Annotated in this window: 18 protein-coding genes and 1 pseudogene; 10 read left to right on the top strand and 9 right to left on the bottom strand. The window is 64.7% G+C overall.

Annotated features, from left to right (window positions below):
* Positions 1 to 342 precede the first annotated feature (342 nt).
* Genes CH249_RS10450 through CH249_RS10440 form a run of 3 tightly spaced genes read right to left on the bottom strand, consistent with a single transcriptional unit; the run spans position 343 to position 2,557 of the window.
* Positions 343 to 744: a RidA family protein gene (locus CH249_RS10450; protein WP_094659235.1), complete on the bottom strand. Its 402-nt coding sequence runs from the start codon at positions 742 to 744 to the stop codon at positions 343 to 345.
* Positions 745 to 794: 50 nt separating this feature from the next.
* Complete coding sequence (locus tag CH249_RS10445; protein WP_094659234.1) at positions 795 to 1,538, bottom strand: IclR family transcriptional regulator; 744 nt, start codon at positions 1,536 to 1,538, stop codon at positions 795 to 797.
* Positions 1,535 to 2,557, bottom strand: a complete 1,023-nt coding sequence (locus CH249_RS10440; protein ID WP_256980503.1) for a sugar kinase — start codon at positions 2,555 to 2,557, stop codon at positions 1,535 to 1,537. Before CH249_RS10440 ends, CH249_RS10445 begins: the two co-directional genes overlap by 4 nt.
* 122 nt (positions 2,558 to 2,679) lie before the next feature.
* Here CH249_RS10440 and CH249_RS10435 point away from each other — a divergent pair, with 122 nt between their 5' ends.
* Genes CH249_RS10435 through CH249_RS10420 form a run of 4 tightly spaced genes read left to right on the top strand, consistent with a single transcriptional unit; the run spans position 2,680 to position 7,664 of the window.
* Positions 2,680 to 3,963 carry an amino acid deaminase gene (locus CH249_RS10435; RefSeq protein WP_094681839.1) on the top strand — a complete coding sequence of 428 codons (1,284 nt, stop codon included), beginning with the start codon at positions 2,680 to 2,682 and terminating at the stop codon, positions 3,961 to 3,963.
* Between the two features lie 13 nt (positions 3,964 to 3,976).
* A complete protein-coding gene (locus CH249_RS10430; protein ID WP_256988257.1) occupies positions 3,977 to 5,590 on the top strand; it encodes an amidohydrolase family protein in 1,614 nt (537 codons plus the stop codon).
* A 5-nt stretch (positions 5,591 to 5,595) separates the two neighbouring features.
* On the top strand, positions 5,596 to 6,225 hold the full coding sequence (locus tag CH249_RS10425) for a bifunctional 4-hydroxy-2-oxoglutarate aldolase/2-dehydro-3-deoxy-phosphogluconate aldolase (protein ID WP_094630839.1): 630 nt from the start codon (positions 5,596 to 5,598) through the stop codon (positions 6,223 to 6,225).
* A complete protein-coding gene (locus CH249_RS10420) occupies positions 6,222 to 7,664 on the top strand; it encodes a GntP family permease (protein ID WP_094630690.1) in 1,443 nt (480 codons plus the stop codon). Before CH249_RS10425 ends, CH249_RS10420 begins: the two co-directional genes overlap by 4 nt.
* Before the next feature lie 64 nt (positions 7,665 to 7,728).
* On the opposite strand, the gene CH249_RS10415 is transcribed toward CH249_RS10420, so the two are convergent.
* Both CH249_RS10415 and CH249_RS10410 read right to left on the bottom strand, forming a co-directional pair.
* Positions 7,729 to 8,838: a hypothetical protein gene (locus CH249_RS10415; protein WP_094681852.1), complete on the bottom strand. Its 1,110-nt coding sequence runs from the start codon at positions 8,836 to 8,838 to the stop codon at positions 7,729 to 7,731.
* Between the two features lie 70 nt (positions 8,839 to 8,908).
* On the bottom strand, positions 8,909 to 10,090 hold the full coding sequence (locus CH249_RS10410; protein WP_094681838.1) for an NAD(P)/FAD-dependent oxidoreductase: 1,182 nt from the start codon (positions 10,088 to 10,090) through the stop codon (positions 8,909 to 8,911).
* A 268-nt stretch (positions 10,091 to 10,358) separates the two neighbouring features.
* Between CH249_RS10410 and CH249_RS10405 the strand changes: the two genes are divergently transcribed.
* Both CH249_RS10405 and CH249_RS10400 read left to right on the top strand, forming a co-directional pair.
* Positions 10,359 to 10,628, top strand: a complete 270-nt coding sequence (locus tag CH249_RS10405) for a hypothetical protein (RefSeq protein ID WP_045194358.1) — start codon at positions 10,359 to 10,361, stop codon at positions 10,626 to 10,628.
* A gap of 194 nt (positions 10,629 to 10,822) precedes the next feature.
* The gene (locus CH249_RS10400; RefSeq protein ID WP_032395081.1) at positions 10,823 to 11,230 is read left to right on the top strand and encodes a VOC family protein; all 408 of its coding nucleotides are present in this window, start codon (positions 10,823 to 10,825) and stop codon (positions 11,228 to 11,230) included.
* A gap of 12 nt (positions 11,231 to 11,242) precedes the next feature.
* On the opposite strand, the gene CH249_RS10395 is transcribed toward CH249_RS10400, so the two are convergent.
* On the bottom strand, positions 11,243 to 12,217 hold the full coding sequence (locus tag CH249_RS10395; RefSeq protein WP_032395156.1) for a sigma-70 family RNA polymerase sigma factor: 975 nt from the start codon (positions 12,215 to 12,217) through the stop codon (positions 11,243 to 11,245).
* A 91-nt stretch (positions 12,218 to 12,308) separates the two neighbouring features.
* On the opposite strand from CH249_RS10395, the gene CH249_RS10390 reads away from it, so the two are divergent.
* From CH249_RS10390 to CH249_RS10375, 4 genes and pseudogenes are all read left to right on the top strand, one after another.
* A complete protein-coding gene (locus CH249_RS10390; protein ID WP_032395080.1) occupies positions 12,309 to 13,289 on the top strand; it encodes a GTP pyrophosphokinase family protein in 981 nt (326 codons plus the stop codon).
* A gap of 50 nt (positions 13,290 to 13,339) precedes the next feature.
* Positions 13,340 to 14,809, top strand: a complete 1,470-nt coding sequence (locus CH249_RS10385) for a DUF2079 domain-containing protein (protein ID WP_094681837.1) — start codon at positions 13,340 to 13,342, stop codon at positions 14,807 to 14,809.
* 56 nt (positions 14,810 to 14,865) lie between these two features.
* A pseudogene (locus CH249_RS10380) lies at positions 14,866 to 16,059 on the top strand (sulfite reductase subunit alpha); the annotation flags it as partial.
* A gap of 77 nt (positions 16,060 to 16,136) precedes the next feature.
* Positions 16,137 to 16,955 carry a hypothetical protein gene (locus tag CH249_RS10375; protein ID WP_094681836.1) on the top strand — a complete coding sequence of 273 codons (819 nt, stop codon included), beginning with the start codon at positions 16,137 to 16,139 and terminating at the stop codon, positions 16,953 to 16,955.
* Between the two features lie 18 nt (positions 16,956 to 16,973).
* Here CH249_RS10375 and recD read toward each other — a convergent pair whose 3' ends face one another.
* Genes recD through recC form a run of 3 tightly spaced genes read right to left on the bottom strand, consistent with a single transcriptional unit; the run spans position 16,974 to position 25,446 of the window.
* Positions 16,974 to 18,836, bottom strand: coding sequence for an exodeoxyribonuclease V subunit alpha (gene recD, locus CH249_RS10370; RefSeq protein ID WP_094681835.1), 1,863 nt, complete (start codon positions 18,834 to 18,836; stop codon positions 16,974 to 16,976).
* Positions 18,833 to 22,174: a UvrD-helicase domain-containing protein gene (locus CH249_RS10365; protein ID WP_094681834.1), complete on the bottom strand. Its 3,342-nt coding sequence runs from the start codon at positions 22,172 to 22,174 to the stop codon at positions 18,833 to 18,835. The genes recD and CH249_RS10365 overlap by 4 nt, the downstream gene beginning before the upstream one ends.
* Positions 22,171 to 25,446, bottom strand: coding sequence for an exodeoxyribonuclease V subunit gamma (recC, locus tag CH249_RS10360; protein WP_094681833.1), 3,276 nt, complete (start codon positions 25,444 to 25,446; stop codon positions 22,171 to 22,173). Before recC ends, CH249_RS10365 begins: the two co-directional genes overlap by 4 nt.
* Between the last annotated feature and the right edge of the window lie 79 nt (positions 25,447 to 25,525).

The raw sequence follows: 25,525 nt of genomic DNA, 5'->3' as shown, positions 1-25,525 counted from the left end.
CACAAGCGGATGGCTGATACATCGAATGCTTTCACCAAAATAAATTCGGCACTGACATTCATCGACACACTGTTGAGTTCTCAAAGAACACGCACACACCGTCGCTGCCGTTTGCACGGTAACTTCGGGGCTTACACGCTCGAACCCCAGGCATGGCTGATACCATCTCGCCTTGCCTGGGTTGTTCAGTGCACACTCCGTACAACCTCGTTGTCCCAGTCCGTGAAGACCGGGTCGGTGTCCGTGTCGCTCTGACTCGACAAAAGTTACGCGAAGACCAACGCTTACGCAAATCGCCTGGTCAGATGTAATTTTCGTGTGAACATCTGCCGCCGGACTCGGTCAGACGATCGCGACGGCGTCGATTTCGACCAACATCTCTTCTCGTGGCAGGCCCGTGAACACTGTCGTGCGGCTCGGTAGGACGTCGCCCGAGGTATGCGCCGACACGAACTGTCCGTAGGCGTCGTTCATGGTGGAGAAGTCTTCGCGCTTGGTCAGATAGACCCTCAGCATGACGACGTCGTCGAATGTCGCACCGCTGGCCTCGACGATGGCCTTGACGTTCTCGAGAGTGCGGGTCGTCTGTGCGGCAACATCGTCTGGGTACAGGTACTCGCTGGTGACCGGGTCGACCGGTCCCTGCCCCGAGACCTGAACGAACGGTCCCTTCCGGACTCCTTGAGAAAAGGTGTGAGCCGGTGCGGGCGCGTCTGTGGTGCGGATTTCGATCTTTTCACTCATTGTGTTCCTTCCGTCGAGCTCTCGTCCTGTGTCTTGCAGTCCTGGGTTTTTCACGGTCGCCAGCCCAATCCCTCGGAGATCGCGGCCGCGGCGCGCTGTACTTCGGGGAGTGTTGCGAGGACTTGTTGGTGATCGAGCACCATGTCGGGAACAGACATCGACACCGCTGCCACGACCTCGCCGGTTCCGTCGCGCACTGCGCAGCCGATGCAGTTGACGAACGACTCGTGCTCCTCGCGGTCCTCGGCGAACCCCTGCTCGCGCACGAGGTCGAGCTCGCGCAGATAGCGCTCGGCCGTCGTGATCGTTCGTTCGGTGAACGGTGTGTATGTGATGCCGTGTGCAATCTGCGCTCGTTCTGCCTCGGGACGGGCCGAGACCAGAACCTTCCCCACAGCTGTGCAGTGGAGTGGTGCGGGCTTTCCGATTCGCGAATACATCCGCACACTCTGTTGGGCGTCGAACTTGTCGATATAGATCACGACGCCTGCCTCGTAGGTGGCGAGATGGACGGTCTGACCGGTGATCGAGTTCAGTTCGGCCAGATGCGGCCGCGCGATGCTCCGAACGTCGCGCTGTTCGAGCGCTCGGTTGGCGAGCTCGAACAGCCTGGATCCGAGCTGATAGCGGTGATCCACGTCGTGCTGGACGAATCTGTCGGCTTCCAACGTGCGCAGCAGGCGCAGCACGGTCGTCTTGTGAACCTCGAGGACCGACGCCAACTCGTCGAGTGACCGCGGGCCGTCGCCGAGCAAGCCGAGGAGTGTCATCGCTCGCGCGAGACTTTGACTCACTGCGATACCCCCGAGTGACGCGCGGTGGTGACTGCGTAGTCCAGCCTCGCCCAGTCGGCGTCGTGCAGTTCGGCCAGTTCGATCAGCACCGCCAGGGGCAGCACCGAGGCGATGTCACCGTGCCCGGTCAAGGCACCCGCCGCGCAGAGATGCCCGAACCGAACGCGCTCGACGGAACTCCTACCCAACATCAGTCCGGTCAGATACCCGCCCGCGAACGCGTCTCCGGCACCGATCTTTTCGACTACGTCGAGCTTCAGCGCCGGTACGTCGACCCGAGAGGTTCCCTCGAACGCCGTCACGGTGTGCGCGTCGTTCTTGATCACCAGATGGCGTGGCTGCGGGAACATCTCGCGCAGCTCGGCGGGATCGGATGTGCCGAACACCAGCGCAGCTTCGTCGGCCCCCATGGACACCACATCGCTTCCCCGAACATGTTCCCCGAGCACATCTGCAGCTGCGTCCGGCCGAGACTTCCACAGCGCCGGCCGATAGTTCAGATCGAAGCTGACGACGGTGGGTAGATCCATCAGGGACCTCGTCAGGTCGGCCGCGGTATCGGAGATCGCCACGGTGATCCCGGTGAAGTGGATCAAGTCGGCACGATCGACCAAGGTCGCCGCACGCCCGTCGATGTCTCCCGGCGACAGGGCGCTCGCAGCCGAGCCGGTACGGAAGTACGTCATGGCACTGTCTCCGCACGCGAGGTCGTGTCGATCATCGGAACCCGAGCCGCGTTGCTTCACATACATGCCCGTGGGTCGCGCGTCGTCGACCGTCACACCGGAGGTGTCGACACCTGCCGCGTCCAATTGGCCGACGAGGTACCGGCCGAATCCGTCGTCGCCCACTCTCGAGATCCACGATGCATCGACGCCCAGTTGACCGAACACCCTTGCCACGTTGGCTTCAGCGCCACCGGCCGTGCGATGGAAGGTGTCCGAATTCTCCAGTGGGCCAGGCTCGGCGACCAGAACGACGAGGCCTTCGCCTACGCACACCGCTCGTGGTGCTTTCACGTCGATCTCCTCGAACTCTTGCGGGAACGCTGGCTTTCGTTGCAGACTACAAATCATAAACACATTGCGCAACTAGCGTTGCACAATACGCAACGCATTCGATCGAGACCCAGGAGACGACCGTGATCGACACCGATGCCGTCGAGGCACTCAGCCGGCGAGTGCTCGGACCCGAGCACAAGGCGCTGCCACCCAGGTCGTGGGGGCACACCATCGAGAGCTTTCTCGCCACGTCGCCACGACTCTCCGAGTTCACGACGCCAGTACTCACTCTCGACCGCGCACGCATCGCGTCGAACATCTCGGTCATGGCCGAGTGGTCGGCGCGCGCGGGAGTGCTGCTCGCGCCCCACGGCAAGACGTCGATGGCACCTCAACTGTGGAAACAGCAACTCGATGCGGGAAGCTGGGCGATCACCCTCGCAACGGGATGGCAGGTTCAGGCAGCGCGTGCGTTCGGGGTCGAACGGGTCGTTCTCGCCAATGCCGAGATCGATCCTGTCGCACTGACATGGATTGCGGCCGAACTGGATTCGCATCCGACATTCGAGTTCTATTGCTGGGCGGACAGCGTCGCGACGGTGCACGAGATGGACCGCATCCTGGCGGCGCAGGGAACACGCTCGATCCCGGTCATCGTCGAACTCGGTGGCCCGCACGGTCGCACCGGAGCGCGGACGACCGACGAGGCGATCGCGGTCGCTCGTGCCATCGCGTCGTCGCCGCGGCTGATCCTGGCCGGGGTCGGCGGCTACGAGGGCGCACTCAGCCACGACCGGACCGACAGCGGCCTCGCGGCGGTTCGGACCTACCTCGACAACGTCGCCACCCTTCATCGCGCGCTCGATGCCGAAGGGTTGTACGGCGACCATGCGATCGTGACTGCCGGCGGTAGCGCCTACCAGGACCTGGTTGTCGAGCGGTTGCACTCCCTCACCACCGGCGAGGGTGTACCTACCGACGTGGTGCTGCGCTCGGGTGCCTATGTGGTGCACGACGACGGCTTCTACTCGCAGATCTCACCACTGACTCCCGCCCGCACCGACGCGCCGCTGATGTCTGCGATGCACGGATGGGCTCGGACGGTATCCCGGCCGGAACCCGGTCTCGCGCTGCTCGATGCAGGCAAGCGGGACTTTCCGTTCGACGAAGGTCTGCCGGTCCCCCAGCTGGTTCGAGGAACCGAAACCCTCGATTCCGGTGCCGATGTCACAGCGCTGAACGATCAACACGCGTTCCTTCGCCTACCGGCCGAGGACGCCGCGGCGCTGCCGGTCGGATCGGTGGTGCGGTTGGGCCTGTCTCACCCGTGCACCGCCTTCGACAAATGGCGTCTGGTTCCCGTCGTCGACGACGCCGATGGCGATGATCCCCGCGTCGTCGATCTCGTGCACACATTCTTCTAGAAAGCCGAAACCCTTGTCCGATATCCTCATTCGAGGTGCCGACGTCATCGACGGCACCGGGTCACCGCGGCAGCGTCGTGACGTTCTCGTACGCGACGGTCTCATCGCCTCGGTCGCCGAACCCGGCACCGTTCACGGTGCCGACAGAATCGTCGACGCCACCGAGGGGCACGTCCTGTCCCCCGGGTTCATCGACATGCACGCCCATTCCGATCTGCGTCTGCTGACCGACCCCGACCACTTCCCGAAGATCAGTCAGGGCGTCACCACCGAAGTCATCGGACAGGACGGAATCGCCTACGCTCCGATCGACGACGCGACGCTCGATGTGGTGCGGCGTCAGATCGCCGGATGGAACGGCAATCCCGTCGACCTCGACTTCTCGTGGCGTTCGGTCTCGGAGTACCTCGCTCGCCTCGACCAGGGCATCACTCCGAACGCTGCCTATCTCGTTCCCCAGGGAACACTGCGATACCTCGCGGTCGGCCCTGATCAGCGACCTGCTTCGCCGTCCGAGATCGCCCACATGCAGCAGTTGTTGGCACAGGGGCTGCAGGAGGGTGCCGTCGGGATGTCGAGCGGTTTGACGTACACGCCCGGAATGTACGCGGACACAAGCGAATTACGAGCGTTGTGCGAGGTCGTCGCCGACTTCGGTGGGTTCTATGCGCCGCACACTCGGTCCTACGGCGCGGGCGCGCTCGACGCGTATCAGGAGATGCTCGATCTCTCCGAGCAGACGGGATGTGCGCTGCATCTGACTCACGCGACGATGAACTTCGGCGTCAATCGGGGCCGGGCACGCGAGTTCTTGGACCGCGTCGATTCGGCGATCGCGAACGGCTGCGACGTCACCCTCGACACGTATCCCTATCTGCCCGGAGCCACCACCTTGTCTGCGCTGCTTCCGAGTTGGGCGATGTCGGGTGGCCCGGACCGCGCGCTGGAACGACTCGACGATCCGGACATGCGTCGACGCATCGCACGAGATGTCGATGTCAACGGGTCCGACGGCTGCCATGGCGTCACCGTCGAGTGGGAGACCATCCAGCTCAGCGGGGTCGCGAACCCCGACCTCGATCGGTACGTCGGACGCACGATGTCCGACATCGCGTCCGAGGCGGGTAGGTCCCCGGTGGACGTGTTCTTCGACTTTCTTCGACGAGACGCGCTGGCCACCACCATCCTGCAGCACGTCGGACACGAGGAGAACGTGCGCGAGATCATGGCGCATCCACGCCATATGGGCGGCAGCGACGCGATCCTGGTCGGCGAGAAGCCGCACCCGCGCGCCTGGGGAACGTTCCCCCGCTACCTGGGTCACTACGCGCGAGACGAGCAGTTGCTGTCACTGGAGGACTGCGTCAATCACCTGACCGGCCGTCCCGCTGAGCGACTCCGCCTGCGCGCCCGCGGCACGATCGCCGAAGGGTACGCAGCCGATCTCGTCCTGTTCGACCCGGCCACCGTCCGCGACACCGCCACGTTCGAGAACCCGAAACAACAGGCCCAAGGCATCAGCCACGTCATGGTCAACGGCGCGTTCGCCATCGACGAGCATCGCCCCACTCATTCTCTGGCAGGCCACGCCCTGCGGATGAACCCCACCGGAAGGCAAACATCGTGAACGCCATGACGACCATTCTCGAGGATCGCACACTGTCGGTGGTGCGCGCCCCGCACATCTCGGATTCTGCTGCGTTGGCAGATGCGCTCGCGCGCGGAGGAATTCGCGCGCTCGAGCTGACCTTCACCACGCCCGGCGTCCTCGCGCTGATCCGCGCGGCATCGGACGCAGGTGCAGTCGTCGGGGCGGGCACGGTCCTGACCGCCGACCAAGCCCGGTCCGCGATCGACGCCGGGGCGCACTTCGTCGTGACACCCGGGCTGCGTCCCGACGTTGCCGCGATCGTCACCGACGCCGGAGTCCCGCTGATGATGGGCGCACTCACCCCGTCCGAGGTGATGACCGCCCTCGATCTCGGAGCCGATGCCGTGAAGATATTTCCGGCTCGGACCGTCGGGCCCGCGTATTTCAAGGATCTGCTCGGCCCCTTCCCCGACGCACAACTCGTTCCGTCCGGCGGAGTCAACGCGGGCAACGCTGCTCAGTTCCTGACATCAGGTGCCGTCGCAGTGACTGCAGGTACCGATGTGGTCCCACCGGCGTCGGTCGCGGCCGCCCAGTGGGACGACATCACCGTGCGAGCGCAGGCGTTCGTGGCGGCTATCAGTGCACACATCAAGGAAGGCTCGTCATGAATTCTGTCGTCGACTGGCTCAGGACCTCGACTCCTGGTCTACTCGTACTGTGCGGCATCGCAATTGCCGTACTGCTCGTAGTCATCATCAAGGTCAAGCTCGAACCGTTCATCGCACTTCTCATCGTCGGCCTCGGATTGGCTCTGGCTGCCGGTTTGCCCGTCAACGAGATAGTCGGCACCGCGATCAAGAGCAACGAGTCGCTTCTCGAAACCGGGTTCGGCGGCATCCTCGGGCACATCGCAGTCATCATCGGACTGGGAACGGTCCTGGGGGCGATTCTCGAAAAGTCGGGTGGTGCACAGGCTTTGACCGCCAAACTACTCGGGATCTTCGGCGAACGCGGAGCACCCATCGCAATGGGACTGCTGGGGCTGATCTTCGGTATCCCCGTCTTCTTCGACATCGGCATCTTCGTGCTGGCACCGCTGGTGTACGTGGCGGCGCGTCAAGGCGGAAAGTCGTTGGTGCTCTATGCGCTGCCGATGCTGGCCGGGTTGTCCATGACGCACGCCTTCCTGCCGCCACACCCAGGTCCGGTCGCCCTCGGCGGGTTGCTCGAGGTGAACCTGGGCTGGCTCATCCTGTTCGGATTCATTTGCGGGATACCAGGATTCATCGCCGCCGGCCTGGTCTGGGGTAACTGGATCGGTAAACGCGTCATCGTCGACGTCCCCGAGGACTTCATCAACGACGGCGACGACGCAAGCACCACCGAGAGTGGAGGCGCAGGCACGGTCGCAATTAAGCGCCCGGTCGTCACGACGCCGCCGTCGGTGGGCACGATCGGAGCGATCATTGCCGTTCCACTGGTCCTGATCCTCGGGGCCACGTTCGGCAGCATTCTGCTCGATCCCGGAAACCTCCTCGAAGTACTCACCTTCTTCGGCACACCGGCCGTCGCGCTGCTCATCGCAGTTCTGATCGCGTTCTACGTTCTGGGCATTCGACGCGGATCGACAGTCCAGGAACTCAGCAAGCTGACCGGAGAGTCACTTCGTCCGGTGGGCATGCTGTTGCTGGTCGTCGGAGCTGGTGCGTTCTTCGGGAAGGTCATCTCGGCCACGGGTATCGGCACGGCGTTGGCCGACACCATGGCAGCCGCGGGCCTACCGATCATCGTCTTGGCCTACATCATCAGCTGCGCCCTGCGCGTGGCGCAGGGCTCGGCCACAGTGGCCATCGTGACGACCGGCGGAATCGTCGGACCCCTGGTAGCGGCGCAGGACTACTCGGCTCCGGCCGTGGCGCTCATCGCCATGGCCATCGCGGCGGGCTCGATCATCGCCAGCCACGTCAACGACGGCGGATTCTGGATCATCGCGAAGTTCTTCAACCTCACCGTCAAGCAGACACTGCAGACGTGGACGGTCCTCGAGACCATTCTGTCCGTGGTCAGCTTCGCCGTCGCGGGGATTCTGTTCGCAATCATCGCCTAGAGCCGGTGGCGCGATTCAGTGGCCCGAACGGCAGTGAATCGCGCCTCTGCGCCGATGGTGTCATTCAGTCGCGCCACTGTGTCCGCACTTGATCACCGACGAAGTGCGTGTTCTCGGCAGACATCTCCCGGCTCCCCGACCGCCCGACGAGGTCGTCGATCCGATCGTCCAGGCTGTGCGCACGGGCCATCGCGTCGGAGGTGCGTGCCTCGGTCTCCGAGGACTCGACCACGTTCGCGAGCCGAACCAGCGCAGCCACCCGTCCGGTCAACTGTTTCCACACCACTTCCAGTGCGACACGGCGGGATTCGACCTGTGCTGCTGTCTCCTCGTCGACCATCGTTTCACCGATCCGATTCAACTCGGTCGCTACCGTATGCAACGAGGTGGCATCGACCGAGATCTCGGTGAGTTCGACGAAAAGGTCCAGCTGTTTGCGTTGGATCTCGAAGTACGTCGACTGCCATGCCGGCGACCGACGCACCCGATCGAACGCCGTGCCGGCAAGGAACAGCAGGGTGTCGTAACGATCGACGAAGCGGTCGTCCTTTCGATCCACGAACTGATCCACCACTCCTGTCGCCCACTCGACCCTGTCGGCCACCGGAGTTCTGCGCGCCAGCGTGCTCACCCGATCCGTGGCCGCGTCCACCAGCGAGAGGCCACGCTCGGCGATCGGGCCGAACTTCTGTGGTGCAGGCGTTTTCGTCAACGCATCGAAGATCGTGTCCCGCTGGTCCAGGTCCAGATGCACACCTTCCCTGCGCTCTTTGCGCGCCGCGCGTACCCCGGTGGCGTAGTGGCGATTCGACATCACCACGGTGGTGCGGTGGTGATTGACTCGTTTGGTCAACTCGGCAGCACGGAGTTTGTACACGAGCGCCGATCCGGGCTTGTTCGTCGTGTCCTTGCCGAGCCAGCGATCGCGCTCGTCCACCAGATTGCGCAGTGCGCCGAATCCTCCGATCGACGGCAGCGAGCGTCCGGCATGCCATCGGCCGACGAGGACTGCTCGAGTGGCCTCGTCCACTCGTCCGGCCGCGATGGCGACAGCCGCCGCGTCGGACAGCTGCTCGGAGCGACCGGGCAGCCGGCAGTCGGCACAGCGGCGATGGACCTCGTCGTCGAACCGGGCACGCTGATCGGCCGACTCACTGCGATCGAACTCGGACATCGTCTCTCCTAGGTCGCGCCGAATCGCCGGCGTCGTCGACGGATCGCTTGCCATCGAGTGTTGCAGAAGGTCAGATAAGTCCGCGCAACGATTGTTCGGTCTGCGGCTTCTTCTCCGCCAACAGGCTGCGCGCCACGTCGAGCCCCTCCCAGACGTTCCACATGAGCACGCCCCGGACGACGGCATCGTCGTCGAGGTAGTAGACGACGCCTTCCTTCCCCACCGATTTCCAGTCCTCGACGACGGTCAGCGTCGTGGACACCGTGCCGATCGCTTGATAGCCGTCGTCGTACACGTCGGAGTAGAAGTACGGGGTGTACGTGTAGGGATCTGCGGCACCGGCCATGTTGCGTCCGGCAGCCTTACCCATCTCGGTCGCATTGTCGACATGCTCTATGCGTCGGCGTCCGAGAATGGCGTCGGGGTAGTTCGCCACGTCACCGGCGGCGTAGACGCGTTCGTCCTCGGTGCGAAGAAACTCGTCGACGATCACGCCGTCGTCGACTGCCAGCCCCGCAGCCTCGGCCAGTTCGGTGTCGGGTCGCACGCCGAGTCCGAACACGACTCCGTCCGCCTCCACGGTCGAACCGTCGTCGAGTTGCAGTTGTACGCGCGCCGACGCCTCGGCTCCGGAAACGACCCTCGTTCTCCGGCGCACGGTCACACCGTGGCCGGCGAAACCCTTGTCGAAGCCGGCAGCCAGGCTCTGCGGAAACATGTGTCCACCGAGCACGGAGTCCGACGTGACCAGTGTGACCTTCACATCCTGGAGAGACAGCGCAGCTGCGATTTCGGTGCCGATGTACCCGCCGCCGACCACGGCGATGTGGTCGGCGGTCTTCGTCAGTTCACGCAGCGCCCGGTAGTCGGCGAAGGTGCGGAAGTACACCACGCGCGGGCTGGGGGTCAGTTCGATGCGCGTCGGCGTCGCCCCCGTTGCCAGGAGCAGCTTTCCGTACTCGTGGGTGTCTCCGGATTCCGTGGTGACCGACGAGTTCGAGCGGTCGACCGATAACACCCGAGTTCCGGTGTGCACCGATGCGTCGGTGTCGGACGCCGTGTCGAGCGAGACCTGATCGCGGCCGAATTCCGGGTCGGTCCACAGCTTCTTCGACAGCGCCGGCCGGGTGTACGGCGCGTCGGGGTCCGCGCCGAGTATTCCGATGGAGCCCGTCGCGTCCTGCTCGCGGATTCCGCGAGCTGCACTGTCCGCAACCATTCCCCCACCGATGATCAGGTAGTCGTAACGCATCGTTCACTCCTCGAAAGTCGACGTATCCGCTCCGCGGCTACCCGGAACATCGCGAGAAGAATCCTTCGAGCCGTTCCGTCCGAAGAACCCGCAGGTAGCGGAACCGACCGGACTGTATGCAGCATCACACCCCGAAGAGGTTGGCCCAGGCCCGTCGAGTGGGCATGTTGGTTTGGGCGACGAAACATCGTTTTTACTCGGATGGAGCTGTAACGGTTCCGGCCGACCGAACGACTCACACCTCAGGACGCGAACAAAAGGAGACGATGTGACTGTTCAGATCGATTCGCTCGCAATTGGCACCGACAGTGCCGACATCGCGACAGCTGACGTCGACCAGCTCTTCGACGAAGTTTCAACGCTGGACGCCACCATCCTCGACGCCATCGAGCGTCGCACCCGGCTGGCGCGCACGCTTGCTGCGGCAACGCCCGGCACCACCGAGTCGGACGAGGCATCCGACCCCTACGCAGATCTCGGCAACGACGGCCACGTCTTCTCGCGCATGCTGTCGCGCCTCGCGCAGATCACGCGATAGCCAGCAGATCACGCGATAGCTACACGCCCCCTTCAGCTTCGCAGTCCGCGACCCCGTCGAGCACCCGCTCGGCGGGGTCGCGTCGTGTCGGCACATCTTCACCCGATGACTTTTCGGATCGACAGCTGTCAGTACGAGCAGACCGTTGTTCGACGGTTCGACGCAGCAGGTCTTTACGGAAAAGGTGTGTACCCATGTCACGTTTGTTGTTCGCCAACATGCCCGTTCGCGACGTCGTCGCCACCCGCGCATTCTTCGAGGGTCTCGGCTTCGAGTTCAACGACATGTTCAGCGACGAGAACACCGCTTCCATGATCGTCAGCGACCGGGCGACGGTGATGTTCCTGGCCACCGCGCGATTCGAGGACTTCATCTCGGACTCGATCTGCGACACCGGCTCGGCCCGAGAGGTGCTGATGTGCATCTCTGCAGACAGCCGCCAAGAGGTCGATTCGCTCACCGACGCGGCGATCGCCGCGGGTGGATCGAAGTGGATGGAACCACAGGACCACGGGTTCATGTACGGAAGGGCGTTCCGAGATCTCGACAATCATGTGTGGGAAGTGATGTGGATGGACCCGTCCGCCGTCTCGGAGAGCTGACCGACCTTTGTTCTAGAGGCGGTCGGGCAATCCGAATCGATCGAACAGAGTCAGATCGAAGAAGCAGGCCACGTGTCCGACCCCTCTGGCATCGACATCGAGCACGTGCAGCTGGAACGGCCGGTGCACACCGTCCTCACCCAGCATGTACAACCCGTACGCCGGTTGTCCGTTGGCAGATGTCGACACCATCCGCATATCGCCTGCGCCGTTTGCCGGGCAGTTGTTGCGGATGAGCGATCCGATCGTCTCGCCGCCCTGGTACCACCCGACGAACGGCGGCATCTCCCACACCGCGTCGGTGGTGAACAACGTGACCAGCCGGTCGATGTCGTAGGCCTCGAAACAGTCCACGTACTGGGCGAGCAGTTGCTGCAGTTCTGCCGATTCGATCGGCTCGATGTCGTCCAAATCGGGCGCGATCTCGTCGAGACGCTCCCTGGCTCGCTGCAGGAGGCTGTTGACCGCGGTCGTCGTCGTGGCGAGAACCTCGGCAACCTCCGACGCTTTCCACTGCAACACTTCGCGCATCAGCAGCACCGCGCGTTGTCGCGACGACAGATGTTGCAAGGAGGCGACGAAGGCGAGCCGCACGGATTCCTTCGCCACCACGATCGATGCGGGATCACTCGCATCCGCCAGATCGGAATCTGCAATCGGCTCCAACCACGGAATCTCGTTGTTCTGCACGAGTTCGTCGGTGGGGCCTGAACTCGGTGCACCCAAGCCCGTCGGCAGGGGACGCTTCGCCCGGCCGTCCAGAGCGGTGAGACAGGTGTTGGTTGCGATTCGGTACAGCCATGTGCGCAGGGACGAACGGCCCTCGTACTTTGCGTACCCCCGCCAGGCGCGAATGTACGTCTCCTGCAACAGGTCCTCGGCATCGTGGATCGACCCGGTCATGCGATAGCAGTGCGCGAGCAACTCACGACGGAAGGGATCGAACTGCTCGACGAAGTCGTCCTTCTGTTCCGAAGCCACGGTCATGCGGTAGAGCGTAAACCGCACACAGTCACGCCACAGCTCAAATGCGCGCCGCCGACAGGATTGGCGGTACTTCTGCGTTAACCTCGGCATCGTGACATCGGCAACGAGTATCGACGACTTGGTCGAAGAGCTGTACCTGCAGCGTCGTCGAGCGTGGGAAGCCGCTCTCGTCACCGCGCAGAATTTCCTCGAGACCATCGCCGACGAGATTCTCGAGGACGTCGATCGAGACCGACTGAATGCGCAGACGGCACGCATCAAGGACCCGGGCAGATCGGCCGACAAACTGCGCCGCTATCTCTCCGAGGGCCGCATCACCGAGCCGACCGACGCCGATGCCGTCGCCGAGGCTCTGCCCGATCTCGTCGGCGTCAAGGTGCTCTGCAAGACCCCGCGCGATCAGCTGACGTTCGTCGCTGCTCTCGAGCGTGCGTGCAACGACCCGGAATGCTCTGTTCGGTTCGCGCAACCACCGACCGATTACGTCGCCTTTCCCAAGCCGAGTGGCTATCGCGCGTACCACGCGGTGCTGGTCGTCCGAGTCGCAACGCATCAGGGTGATCTCGATGTGAAAGTGGAAGTTCAGGTCAAGACGCGCTTGCAGGACGCCTGGGGCGAGCTGACCCACGAAGACATGTACAAGCCCGGTGAGGCGCTCAAGCCGACCAAGAAGCACACCGACTACGCCGCACACATGGCCCACCTGCTCGATCAGGTGGATGCGATGGCCGACGATCTGGCCGCGCAGCTCGACTCGTTGACGGCCGCGTCGAAGGACGGGGGTGTGCTCGCGGCCGACCCGATACCGAAGGACCCGGACTTCATCAGCGCCAGGGTCACCCGTACCGGTCCACGCTATGCACTCGCCGTCGGACCGGACGGCCGTAGGGGCCTCGTTCCCGCTCGATCGGTGAAAGCAGTCATCGGCTCGACCGACCGGATCGCCGTCGACGATTACCTCGAAGTCGGCGACTTCATCGATGTGGTGGTCGAGGACTCCGAGGATGCGCTCTACTACCACCTCACCTCGCAGCCGCCGCGCCGCAAACCAGCGAAGAAGCGCAAGCGCTGACCGGCGGTTCTCAGGAACATCTCACGTCGGTCCGGTAGACATGCCTTCTCGTGACCACTACCGAGAAATCCACGGTCGTCACCGATGCCGACAGTGTCGACACAGCGACCGACGAAACAGCCACCACAGACCGGCGCTCGGCGTTCCGTTCCGCCGAGACGCTGGTGCCGGTCGTCTCCTTCGCCGTGCTGGCGACCCTGTATTCGGTGATGTCCGTCCTCGGCCATCGCCAGCTCCGTACGTCCGGATTCGACCTGGGGATATTCGTCCAACAGATCGCGTCGTACTCGCAGTTTCGCGCGCCGACATCCGACCTGCTCGGCACCGGCTACAACACGCTCGGCGATCACTTCTCGCCCATCACCGCGTTGCTGGGGCCCCTCTACCGACTGTTCCCGCACGCCGAGACACTGCTGATCGCACAAGCGGTGCTGTTCGCGCTCGCAGTGATTCCGATCAGCCGACTGGCGGTACAGAAATTCGGCACGGTCGTGGGCATCGTGACGGCCGCGGCGTTCGGACTGTCGTGGGGCGTGCAGGCCGCGCTGAACTTCGATTTCCACGAGGTGGCGTTCGCGATGCCCCTGCTGGCCATGTCGATGGTCGCGCTGGTCCGACAGCATTGGCTGCCGGCCCTGGCCTGGGCTCTACCGTTGGTGTTCGTCAAAGAGGACATGGGCCTTACGGTGATCGTCATCGGGGCGTTGGTGGCGCTGTGGACGACCGGCCGAACGCGCCTTGCGGGGGCCCTGACTGCTGTGTGGGGATTGACCTGGGTAGTGCTCGCGGTCAAGGTGATCATCCCGGCCCTCAGCTCGGACAACTCGTACGATCAGGGCTCGAAGCTGCCTCCGCTCGGCGAGGGCATAGCCGACACCGCGCACGGTCTGGTTGCCGGCGATTCACGGGCGGCCACAGCATTTCTGCTTCTCGCGGTCACCGGCTTCTTCGCCCTGAGATCGCCACTGCTCCTGATCGCGGTCCCGACGGTCGCATGGCGCTTTCTCAGCGACAACACCAACTTCTGGAAACCGATCTACCACTACAACGCGATCCTGATGGTCATCGTGTTCGTCGCCCTGCTCGACGCGTTGGTGCGTAGCCACCGCCACGGTCAGCTCACCGAACGTGGCCGGAAGCTGATCGTCGCGTTCGTGGCAGCCTTCGCGGTCATCGCGCTGCCTTTCCTGCCCATGTCACGTGTGGTGCACGCGCAGGAATGGACGATCGATCCGCAGGCCGCGACCGCACGAGAGATCTCCGAGTGGATTCCCGCCGGTGATCGGGTTGCGGCGTCGAACAATCTCGTGGCTCAACTCGTCGCCGACCACGAGGTCTCGGTCTTTCCGCAGCGTACGACCGATTCGACCGTCCCGGATTGGATCGTCGTCAACCGGCAACGACCTGCGGGGTGGCCGACGGACGAGACCGGCGACCGTCAGGCGATCGACCGGGCGCTGGCGAGCGGATACGACGTCGTCTTCTCCGTCGACGGAATCGAGGTCCTGCACCGCGAGTGAGTGGCCCCGATTAGTGTTCGAACGAGTCGACCTCCCAGTCGGCTCACAAGACGACTACCGCAAGGCAGGTACAGGACATCGACGCTCGAACCGGCGATCTCGGCGCCACCAAGACCGCATCGAAGCGCTCACCGTGGAATCGGAAGAATCCCTATCGCGCGCAGATTCTGGGCAACCGACGTCTCTCCGGCCCCACGTCGGCCAAGGAAGTTCGACACTTCTCGATCGCGCTCGGCGAGAGCGGCATCGCCTACGAGGCCGGCGACGGATTCGGCGTCAAACCCGTCAACGACGCGGCGCTGGTCTCGGCCGTGATCGAGCGTCTCGGAGTGCCTGCCGACACCGCTGTCCACACCAAATCCGGTGAGATCACCCTGGCGGATGCCTTGACCACGGACTACGAGATCGGCATCCCGTCCATGGATCTGATCGAGGCCGTGGCCGAACGCGCCGGTGACGCCGAGCTCGATCACGTTCTGCAGAACGGCGACCGCGCGTCGTTCGACGCCTGGACGTGGGGTCGGGACGTCGTGGACGTTCTCGACCTCGATCGGTCGGGAGCGTTCGATCCAGCCGAGTTCCTCGGACTGCTGCGACCACTGCAACACCGGGTGTACTCGATTTCCTCGTCCCCGATCGCGCACGAGGGCACCGTGCATCTGACCGTGTCCACGGTCCGATATCGGTCCGCCGAGCGTGATCGCGGCGGCGTCTGCTCGACGTATCTGGCCGACCGCGTCGGGGAGCAACAGCAAGCCGGGGTGTTCCTGTCGGCCAACAAATCGTTCCGCCTTCCATCCGACGACACCCCGATCATCATGATCGGGCCGGGAACCGGAGTGGCACCGTTCCGAGCTTTTCTGCACGAGCGTCGAGCCCGGGGCGCAACAGGCGAGAATTGGCTGTTCTTCGGCGATCAGCATCGAGCGAGCGACTTCCTGTACGAGGACGAACTGGTCGATTTCGAGCGCGACGGTCTGCTGACTCGACTCGATCTGGCCTTCTCCCGCGACCAGCCCCAGAAGATCTACGTTCAGCACCGCATGCGTGCGGCAGGCAAGGAGCTGTACGGGTGGCTCGAAGCGGGTGCGCTGATCTACGTGTGCGGCGATGCGGCTCGGATGGCCAAGAGTGTCGACGAGGCACTGCACGAGATCGTCGCAGAGCACGGTGGCCGCTCCCCCGACGCCGCCGAGGACTACGTCAACGACCTCAAGCGATCCAAGCGCTACCTTCGCGACGTTTACTGACCCAGGTTCTTGTCGGACCCTCTCGCTACGGTCTCGGATACAGGCATCAGTTCTCGTCCGAGAAGAGGGTTCGCATCGTGACCGCATTGCAGAACGGCCATTTCGACTCCGCCACCGCGCTCGCGTGGGCCACGTTCACCGAAAACCTGCACGCCCGTCTTCGGACCCTGCCGAGACGGGACTACATCACGGTTTCCGCTGCCCAGGCGAGCCCCGGCGAGCGCGGATTGCGGCCGTACATCGACGTGGCAGCGACGGACGGCGGCGTGCTGGTGTCGGTGGCAGCGCTGCCGTCACTGCTGTACCCGGATGCCCCGGACGCAACGGCCATGGATGTGCAGCTCCTCGACTTCGGTTGGCTGGATCGAGGCAAGCCGGTCGCAGACGGGTCGATCATCGATCTCACGCGCACCGACACCCGAGCAGATGCAGCGCTCGTCGCGGAGATGATCACTCGCGCGTTCCGGGAGCTCTGGAACGTCCCACATCCATCGTTCCTGAGCGCGTGGAGCGTCGCGGCCGACGCTGCGTCGTCGGGACCGGTCGACCTGCAGCGCGGGTTCGTCGGTAGCACAACCGTCGCAACGACCGAAAGCCCGTCGGAGACATCCGAGGACGTGCCTGCCGAGCTGAGGTCACTGCAAGCGTTGTGCCAGTTGGTCGGTCGACGCGTCGATGCGCACACCGTTCGATCGGTGTGCGCCGACGGCGATATCGACGCGTTGAAAGCGCAAGCACTGTCGCTGCATCGATCGGCCGCCGTCCGGGCTCGCCCCTCCGCCGACGCGACTGGCAACAACTCGATCGGGGTATGGAAGAACCTGGCCCGCACGTGGCTTCTGGTCGCACACAGCATGGACGTCGTGACGAGGGCAGACCGGCATGCGTGCCGGTGACGAACACGATCGGACGAGCTACAGGATCTTTCGGCGCAGCCCGCTCGCCCGCAGCACCTGACGTTCGACGCCCGCGCGGATGGCCTCCTCGGTACCGATCACTCGAACGTGCGATCGTGCGCGGGTGATGGCGGTGTACAGCAGTTCTCGCGTCAGCAGTGTCGATGCCTCGGCCGGCAGCAGAACCGAGACCGTGTCGTACTGACTGCCTTGGCTGCGGTGGATCGTCATTGCGTACACGGTGTGTACCGAGGAGAGCACATTCGGGTGAATCAACACGTGGCCACGACCTCGAGCAAACGCCGCCATCGGAGTCCCGTTGTCTCCCAACACCACAACGCCGGTGTCTCCGTTGTAGATCCTCGCCTCGTGGTCGTTGGCCGTGACCAACAACGGCTGACCGGGATACCACAGCGAAGGGTCGAGAAATGTTCCGGTGCCTTCTCCTACCCACTCCATCGCTTGCCGATCCCACCGCGAGACTCCCCATCGCCCCTCGCGGTGCGCACACAGGAGGCGATGTTTCTCGAGCCCGAGCAGTGCTTCGGTGGCATCCCCGCGTACGGCGGCGGCGGTGACCTCGGCTGCGGTGTCGATCACGTCCGAACGTAGAGCGTCGACGTCGTCGGGGCTCTGAAACGAAATCTCCTCCGCGCCGGATTCGAGCAACGCCATCACGTCGTCGGCCCGGCCGTCCCTGACGGCCACGGCCAAGCGAGCGATGGCTCCGCCGAAGCGTCGGCCACGACTGAGCCGAACGACGCCGCCGCGCAATCGGTCTCGCTCGAACGCGCTCAGCGCCGCTTCTTCGGGATCCTCGGCGGCGGCGAAGTCCGCGTCGACGAGCTGAGCCAGAACCGGGTTCTCCCTGCCGGTGACGGGCCTGGCCACCAGATCGGCCAGCACCGCGCCTGCATCGACCGACGTCAGCTGGTCCGGGTCGCCGACGAGAATCAACCGAGACTCGGGACGTACGGCTTCGAGCAGCCGACACATCATCGTCAGAGACACCATCGAGGTTTCGTCGACGACGACGACGTCGTACGGCAGCCGATTCTCCGCATCGTGCCGAAACCGCGTCTTGCTTCCGGGCTTCCATCCCAGAAGTCGGTGCAGCGTCATTGCTTTCAGGTCCGCAGGAAGTCCGAGTAGCCCGGCTTGTTCGGACACGGATTCCTGCAGTCGGGCTGCGGCCTTACCGGTGGGTGCGGCCAGTCCGATGCGCAGATCGCTGCCGTGTTCGCGTACGAGGAGCGCCAGAATTCTCGCTACGGTGTGAGTCTTTCCGGTTCCGGGTCCGCCGGCGATGACCGTGGTCCATTGCGTCGCTGCCAGAGCCGCCGCTATTCGCTGCCGATCGGGGGCGGCCGTGGGTGCACCCGATCCATCCACGAACAGCGCGGCCAAGGCCCCGCCGATCTCGACGGCATCGGCGGGCGGGTGGGATTGCGAACGCACGTCGAGGAGATCCCGAACGGTGCTCTCCTGCAGATGGTATCGGTCCAGATACAGCAGCTCACCCTGATCGGTGTCGACCAGTTTCAGCGGCCTCAACGGCCCATTCGAGCTGCCGACCACCAGTGGACTCACCCTCAGCGCTCGGAGCACGTCGTCGAGCTCGGGCCACGGGAGTGCGCTCGGATCGACGTCCGAATCCTCGTCGACGGTGACGTCTTGCAGTCGTCGCAGATCCAGGCACACCGAGCCGGATCGCACCGAGCGCACCGTCAGAGCCGTGGCGAGCAGCACGTGCTCCGACGATTCCCCGGCCAGGGCACCGAGCCGCAACGCAACGTGCACGTCGGATGCCGACAGCACACCCACGTCGTTGAACGTACGTAGAATTCCACTGCCGCGCAGCGCAATCGAGACACCGGTCATCGGCTCGCCTTGCCCGCGAGCAGATCCGACAGCTCGACCACCAGAGCTGCGGGCGGATCCCAGTCGAACACTCCGCATCCCGCGGGAGTCTGCGGTCCGACCATGCCCCGCACGAACAGGTATCGGATGCCGCCGAGATGTAGTTGCGGGTCGTAGTTCGATTGACGCCACCGTAGATATCGATGCAGCGCAACGGCATACAGGATTGCCTGCAGCGGATAATGCGAGCGGATCATTTCCTGGGCCATCTTCTCGCGGGTGAAGTTGCCGGTGGTCAGATCGCCTCTCGCGATTCGATTCGTCTTGTAGTCCACCACGACGTATCGAGGTCCGGCCACGCGCAGAACCGAATCGATGCTCCCGGTGAGGAAGCCGCGAAGCGGTGTTGCCTCGAGATCGTCGAGCAGATCTGCGTAGGACGCGAGCACGTCCGTCGGTTCGAGATGGCGACGCAACAGGCGCGCCACGGACTTCAGCGTGACCGTGTCCGCCACCGGATCGTCTCCGCCGGCCAAGGGCAGCTCGAAGTCGAGCTCTGCCAGATGGTCGCACGGTGCTACGTCGGCCAGCGTCCCGAAACCCAACGGTGTCTGCATCACCGGTAACAGAGCCTGGGCCAACGCCATCGGATCGACCTCCGCCATTCGCGACGCGACCGCCGCAGCGCAGCGACCTTCGAGTTCCGCGAGCAGGTCCGGTGCGGACGTGTCGACGTGTTCGAGAGCCTCGTGGACAAGAGTTCCGAACGCCGCACCGGCAGGCATGCCGTTCATCGGTGACGCGATTCCGTCCAGCTGTTCGTCGATGTACTCGCTTCCTGGATAGTCGCCGCCGACCGACGTCTCGGCGGGCTCGTCCGTCTTCTCGGGATGCTCGGCCTCGCTGGTCACTCCTACTTCGAGCCGGCCGGGCGCGGCGTCGTGAGCATGAGCTGTCAACGCGGAGTAAGACGTCCGACGCCACAGTAGGTCGAGGGTTCGATCGAAGCGTGCGGCGGCAACGTCGAGGTGCGGTTGCTCGGGACGAATCCAGTGTGCAGTGGACGGCTCACCGGGCCCCACCGGTTCGACCGAGATGAGCCCGGCTGCCGACCCGACCCAGGATTGGAGCCGGTTCGCAGTCGTCGCGTCGTCGAGAACCTTGTACGACGGCTCGGGGAGAGCGATTCCGGGGATGCGTCCGAACAGCATGCGGTGCAGCGAGGAGGTCGCGGTGTTTCGGCCCGGTGCCCACCACAGCACGATCCGGCACTCGGCGCGGGTGAGACCGACGTAGAGCAATCGCAGTTCCTCGCCTGCCTCCTCCTGATCGTTGAGGATCTTCCTGGCCGCGTACCCCGCCCCGGACGGTCCGCCGACGTCTCGGATTCGCTTGCCGTTCTCGTGCAGCAACAGCGTCGACGGCTTGCTGAAGAACAACGTGTCCCAGGCGTAGGGCAGGTAGACGACAGGGAATTCAAGCCCTTTGCTTCCGTGTGTCGTCATGATCTGCACTGCTGCGGAATCACTGTCCAGTCGACGGCTCCGGTCGGTCGACCCGCCCGCTGCCGGTTCCTTGATGCGGTCGGTCAGCCAGCGAGTGAGGGCGGTGATTCCGTAGGACTCGGATACCGCTGCGCGATTGAGCAATTGGGCGATGTGTCGCAGATCGGTCATCGTGCGCTCACCGGATTCGACCGCGAGCAGCCTCGCATCGAGTCCGGACTGGGCCGACACGCGCTCGAAGACTGCTGCGAACCCGGCCTCGTCGAACAGCACCGAATACTCGCGCAGACGACTGCTGACCTGGGACAGCGCGTCCTCGGCTCCGGAGTCGAGTCGCGCGGCGGTCCACCCGAGCAGCGGAGTCAAGGCGGCCAGACGTACGCGATCGGTGCGATGAGGTTGCTCGATCGCCTGCAGCAACCACAGCCAGTGTCGTGCACTCTCGGTGCCGAACACGCTGGTGCTGCTCGATACGACGGACGGCACCCCGACCGCGTCGAGTGCGTCCCGAATCAACGCCACCTGCTTGGTCGTTCGGGTCAACACGGCAATGTCCCGCGGTTCGATCACCCGAGGGCCGTCGGGACGCTCGATCACGGCATGTCCGGACAGCAGCTCGACGATGTCCGCCGCAACGTCCGCCGCAACCCGGGATCGGAGGCGGTCGACCGTGGGAAAACCCTGTCGCAGTGGACCAGCGCCGGTTCGGGGAAGATATCGCAACCGCAGGGGAGGATGTCCGACCATGCGCGAGAGAGGGTTTCGAGCCTCGACTCGGTGCACCACGATGTCGTTGTGACCGAGGGCTGCGCCCCCGTACAGATGATGCAGGGCGTCGAGCAGCCCCGAATCACTACGCCAGTTGGCAGTGAGCTCGTAGAGGTGGTCCGCGGTCTGCACCGCGTCGAGGTAACTCAGTACCTCGGCTCCACGGAACGCGTAGATGGCCTGCTTCGGATCGCCGACGAGGATGAGCGTGGTGAATCCGTGAAACGCCCGCCGCAGAATGTCCCATTGCATGGGGTCGGTGTCCTGGAATTCGTCGATGAGCACGACGCGGAATCGGTCTCTCACTCGGGCGCAAGCGGCCTCGCCGTGGACGGGGTCGGACAACACCGAATGCAGAAGTCCCAGCAGATCGTTGTAGTCACGCACCCCGAGCAGGCGTTTGCGACGTTCGATTTCCCGGCGCGCTTCCCGGGCGAACCGCACACGCAGTCCAGGCTCGCGGTTGCTGTCGTCCAGGTCCTCGATGTCGGGGTACAGAATCGACTGCGGGTCACCCACGGCCGCCAACGCCAACTGCTGAGCGTCCCGCCTACCGAATGCCGGCGCCTCGTCGTCACCGCTGAACATCTGCAGATACAGGTCGTCCACGACCTGTTCGAGCAGGTCCGAGACCGATTCGACGAAGGCCGATTCCGGTTCGCGTTCGCCTGCGATGCCGAGCCCGTCGAGCATGCGCTGGCAGAAACTGTGAGTGGTGACGATGGTTCCGGCGTCGAAGTCCGACAGTGCCCGTCGCAACCGTCGACGCCGCCGGTCCACTTCGGCGTCGTCGACTTCTGCCAGAAACGCCACGAGTGGATCCCGAGATGCGCGAGCGGTGTCCGGATCTGCCAGGTCCCGGGCGATCGAGGCGAACCTGCTGCGGGTGCGGTCTCGGAGTTCCTGGGTCGCGGCCCGACTGAACGTCACCAGGAGCAGGTCCGAGATCTCGGCGATCCCTTCGGCGATGTAGCGCGCGGCCAATCCCACGATCGCGTACGTCTTGCCGGTCCCGGCGCTGGCTTCGAGGACGGTAGTTCCGGTCGGCATCGGACCGAGCAGGTCGAATCCGCGGGCGGCAGTCATGCGTTCCCCATGTTCTCGGCGGTCAGCAACGGGTCCCACAGCTTTCGAGCGAGAATTCCGAAACGGCTCTTCTCGTTCGACGGCTCGGTCTCGTCGGCATGCGGGGTCGCGGCGAGCAACGTCTGGAACGACAGTGTCGACCCATGGACGTAGCGCAGCGACCGGTCGGTCGCGTCGCCGAAGTCGCCCCGCCACGCCCACGTGGCCGATTCGTAGCCGTCCTCGATGGTTCCGCCACCGAAGCGCTTCTCCGCGTAGGCCGACGCGGTACCGGTCGATATCGGCAGCGGCGAGGTCATTCCGCGATCACGCAGGTCCACCAGGTCACGCAGCACGGCTGCGGGGTCCCGCGGGGCGATCAACCGGGAGCGACGAGGCGGGCGCATCCCGCTCGCTCGGCCGATGGTGACTGCGCTCCACTCCCCTGGCTGGGATGCGGCCACCGCCAGCAACCGCACCCACGCGGCCAGTCGATGTTTGGCGGCCAGGCGCGAGTAGGACGATCGCGTCAGCGTGCGGCCGTGAATTCCGGTGACGGTGCCGGTCAGGCGGCGTCCGTCGCCGAGATCGACCGCGACGTCGACGGTCTCGGCCGGACCCTCGTGGAAGGGAGCGGCCGCGTCGGCGATGATTCCGACGATCTGCCGAATGTCGGACATCTCTCTGCGGCCCTGATGGAACGGAGGAAGGGTGCCGCGCCGCCACTCGGCGTCCGCGAATTCCCCGATGTCCCCACCGGCGAGCACTGCCGCGAGCATTCGATCACCGATGTTCCACCGGGACAACGGGTCCAGCTCGATGTCCAGACTGTCCGCCAGGTCGTCCTCGAGCTCCGGAACTCGGAATCCGAGCCGTTGCCGCAGAAAGGCCTGCACCGGGTTCTCGACGAAGGCGATCAGTTCGGCGAGCTCGACGTCCCCGCGATCGGTCGGAGGTAGTGCGTGGAGCAGAAACGGTGCCACCGGATCGGGCGTCCGTTGCTGGGAGACCGCTCCGGCCAGGGCAACGGTGTCGAAGCTGAACGGGTGTTCGGCTTCGAAGTTGTGCGGATCGAACGGCTGCAGCGGATGCCGGTGTTCGACGCTTGCGCCCGCCGTCACCTCGAGCACGTCCATCAACTCTCGCAGCGGTATCGCGGGCGGCTTGGCGGACCCGTCGACGGGGTCTGCTCCGGTGTAGAACAAGAGCAGCTTCTCCTCGGCGGACATCACCGCGTCGAGGAGGAGTTGTCGGTCCTCACTGCGGATATCTCGTTCGCCGACGGCCGGATCACGGGCGAGGATGTCGTCTCCGTCGGTACTGCCCACTCGGGGGAACACCTCGTCGTCGAGCCCGAGCAACACCACCACTCGGTGCGGCACCGAGCGCATCGGCACCATGGTGCACACGGTCAGTTCGCCGGTGCGAAAGTTCGCACGGGTGGGTCGACCGGCCAGTCTGCCGGCCAACATGGCGCGCACGTCCGCGAGCCGTAGCTCGGCGGTGCCGCCGTGTTCGGTGGCGTCGGAGATCTCTCGATGTGCCTGTGCCAGTTGCCATTCGTCGGCGGTGGGCACGTCTGCGAGGAGATCGAGGGCGCGTCCCAGCTGCCGCGTCCATTCGGTCACCGATGCCGGACCGGCAAGTGCGCGGAGCACCGAGGCAAGCCGATCGACGAGCTCGGCGAAGCGGCCGGCGAGGGTGATGTCGTTGCTGTCGACGTCGTCGAGAGGCAGCGCGAGGTCGAGGTATTCGTTACGAGTCTCGTCCGCGGCCACTCCCAGCAGGATGCGGTCGAGCGCAGATTTGAATGTGTTCTGGCGAAAACCGTTCAAGCCGTATGCTTCTCGTTGCCGAACCGTCAGTCCCCAGCGAGCACCGGAGCTCGCCACCCACTCGCGCAGGCGCTCGAGATCGTCGTCGGTGAACGAGAACTTCTCCCGCACCGGGCCGCTCGCAGCGAAGTCCAACAGCTCGCTCGCCGTCACCCGCCCCTCCGAGAAATCCAGCACCGTGGCGATGACATCGAGGACGGGGTTGGTGCGGCGCAGGCCTCGATCGGCCAGGCGCACCCGCAACCGGTGTCCAGGATGCACCAGCGCCGCCTGCCCGAAGTTCGCACGGATCAGCGGCGCATAGGTCTCGACATCCGGACACATGACCAGCACGTCCCGTGGTTCGAGCGTCGGGTCGCCGGTGAACAGATGCAACAACGACTCGCGCAGCACTTCGACCTGTCGAGCAGGTCCGTGACAGGCGTGAATCTGCACCGATCCGTCGACGAACGTTGTGCCGTCGTCGAATTCGGGAGACGGAGGCGAATCGGCGGTGATGTCGTCTTGAATTCGACCGAGTAGGGTGTTCGCCGTTTCCGGGCCCTGGTGATGCACGGTGTTCGTCGCCACCGACGCGATGGTGGCCTGGAGTTCTCGCACGTCTCGCGAGAGGCCGGCCAGCAGTGGGTGCTCGACGGCCAGAGCCGTCGTATCGTCTCGTCGGCGCGTCACCGCCGGAATCTCGGCGAGGGTGCGCCACATCGACGGGCTGGGATGCGGAACCCAGACGTGCACATCCCGAGCCTGCGACAGTGCACTCAGTATCTCGAGCTGATCGGTGGTTAGCCGGGTCGGACCGAACACCGACAACCGGCTCGGTAGGTCCACCGACTCCGGTGTATCCCTGAGTCGCGCGCAGGTCTGCGGCAGTCGTTCGGCCGGGCTCGGGCTGCCGATCCGCTCGCGCATCGCGGCCCACACCCGCGGTTGCCACAGCAGGTCCTCGTCGAGATCGCCGCCGTGGCCGTCGGTGAAACGCCCGTCGAACCAGTCGCGCAGCATCTGAGGACGTTGTGATCCGTAAGTGCGAAACAGTTCTGCCACATGCGAAGCCGTCGACCAGCGGCGTCCCACCCGGTGATCCTCGGAACCGGCACCGAGGTGCTTGAACAGAACGGCCGCCCAGGGTTCGGTTCGGCACTCGTCGATCACCTCCAGCGCCGTCCAGAGAACCCGGCCAGGGGCCCACGGATCTTCGTCGGGGTCGATGTCGTCGACCGCCGCGATGGCGCGCGATACCAATCGCGTCGGGCTCGGGAAGTCGATGTTCGCGGCGATGCCGTCGCCGTGCGAACCGCCCAGGGTGCTCGACAGTCGCTGGGTGAGCCAACGCTCGACGCCCTTGGCCGGGACCGACACGATCTCGGGTACGAACGGATCGTCCAACGGAACGGACAGGATCTCGGCGAGTGCAGCCGCGAGTGTTCCGGCGCGTTCGGCGCGGTGGAGCGTCAACACCGTTGCGGTCCCCTGCCTGCTCGTATCGGTGCCCGATTTCGGACTCGTGACGACCCTACTCGAGCCACCGACAGATTCT

This window comes from Rhodococcus sp. 05-2255-3B1, from assembly GCF_002258545.1.
Lineage (GTDB): Bacteria > Actinomycetota > Actinomycetes > Mycobacteriales > Mycobacteriaceae > Rhodococcoides.
Note: the sequence above shows the minus strand (reverse complement) of the source record. Positions and strands in the feature narration are given on the sequence as shown.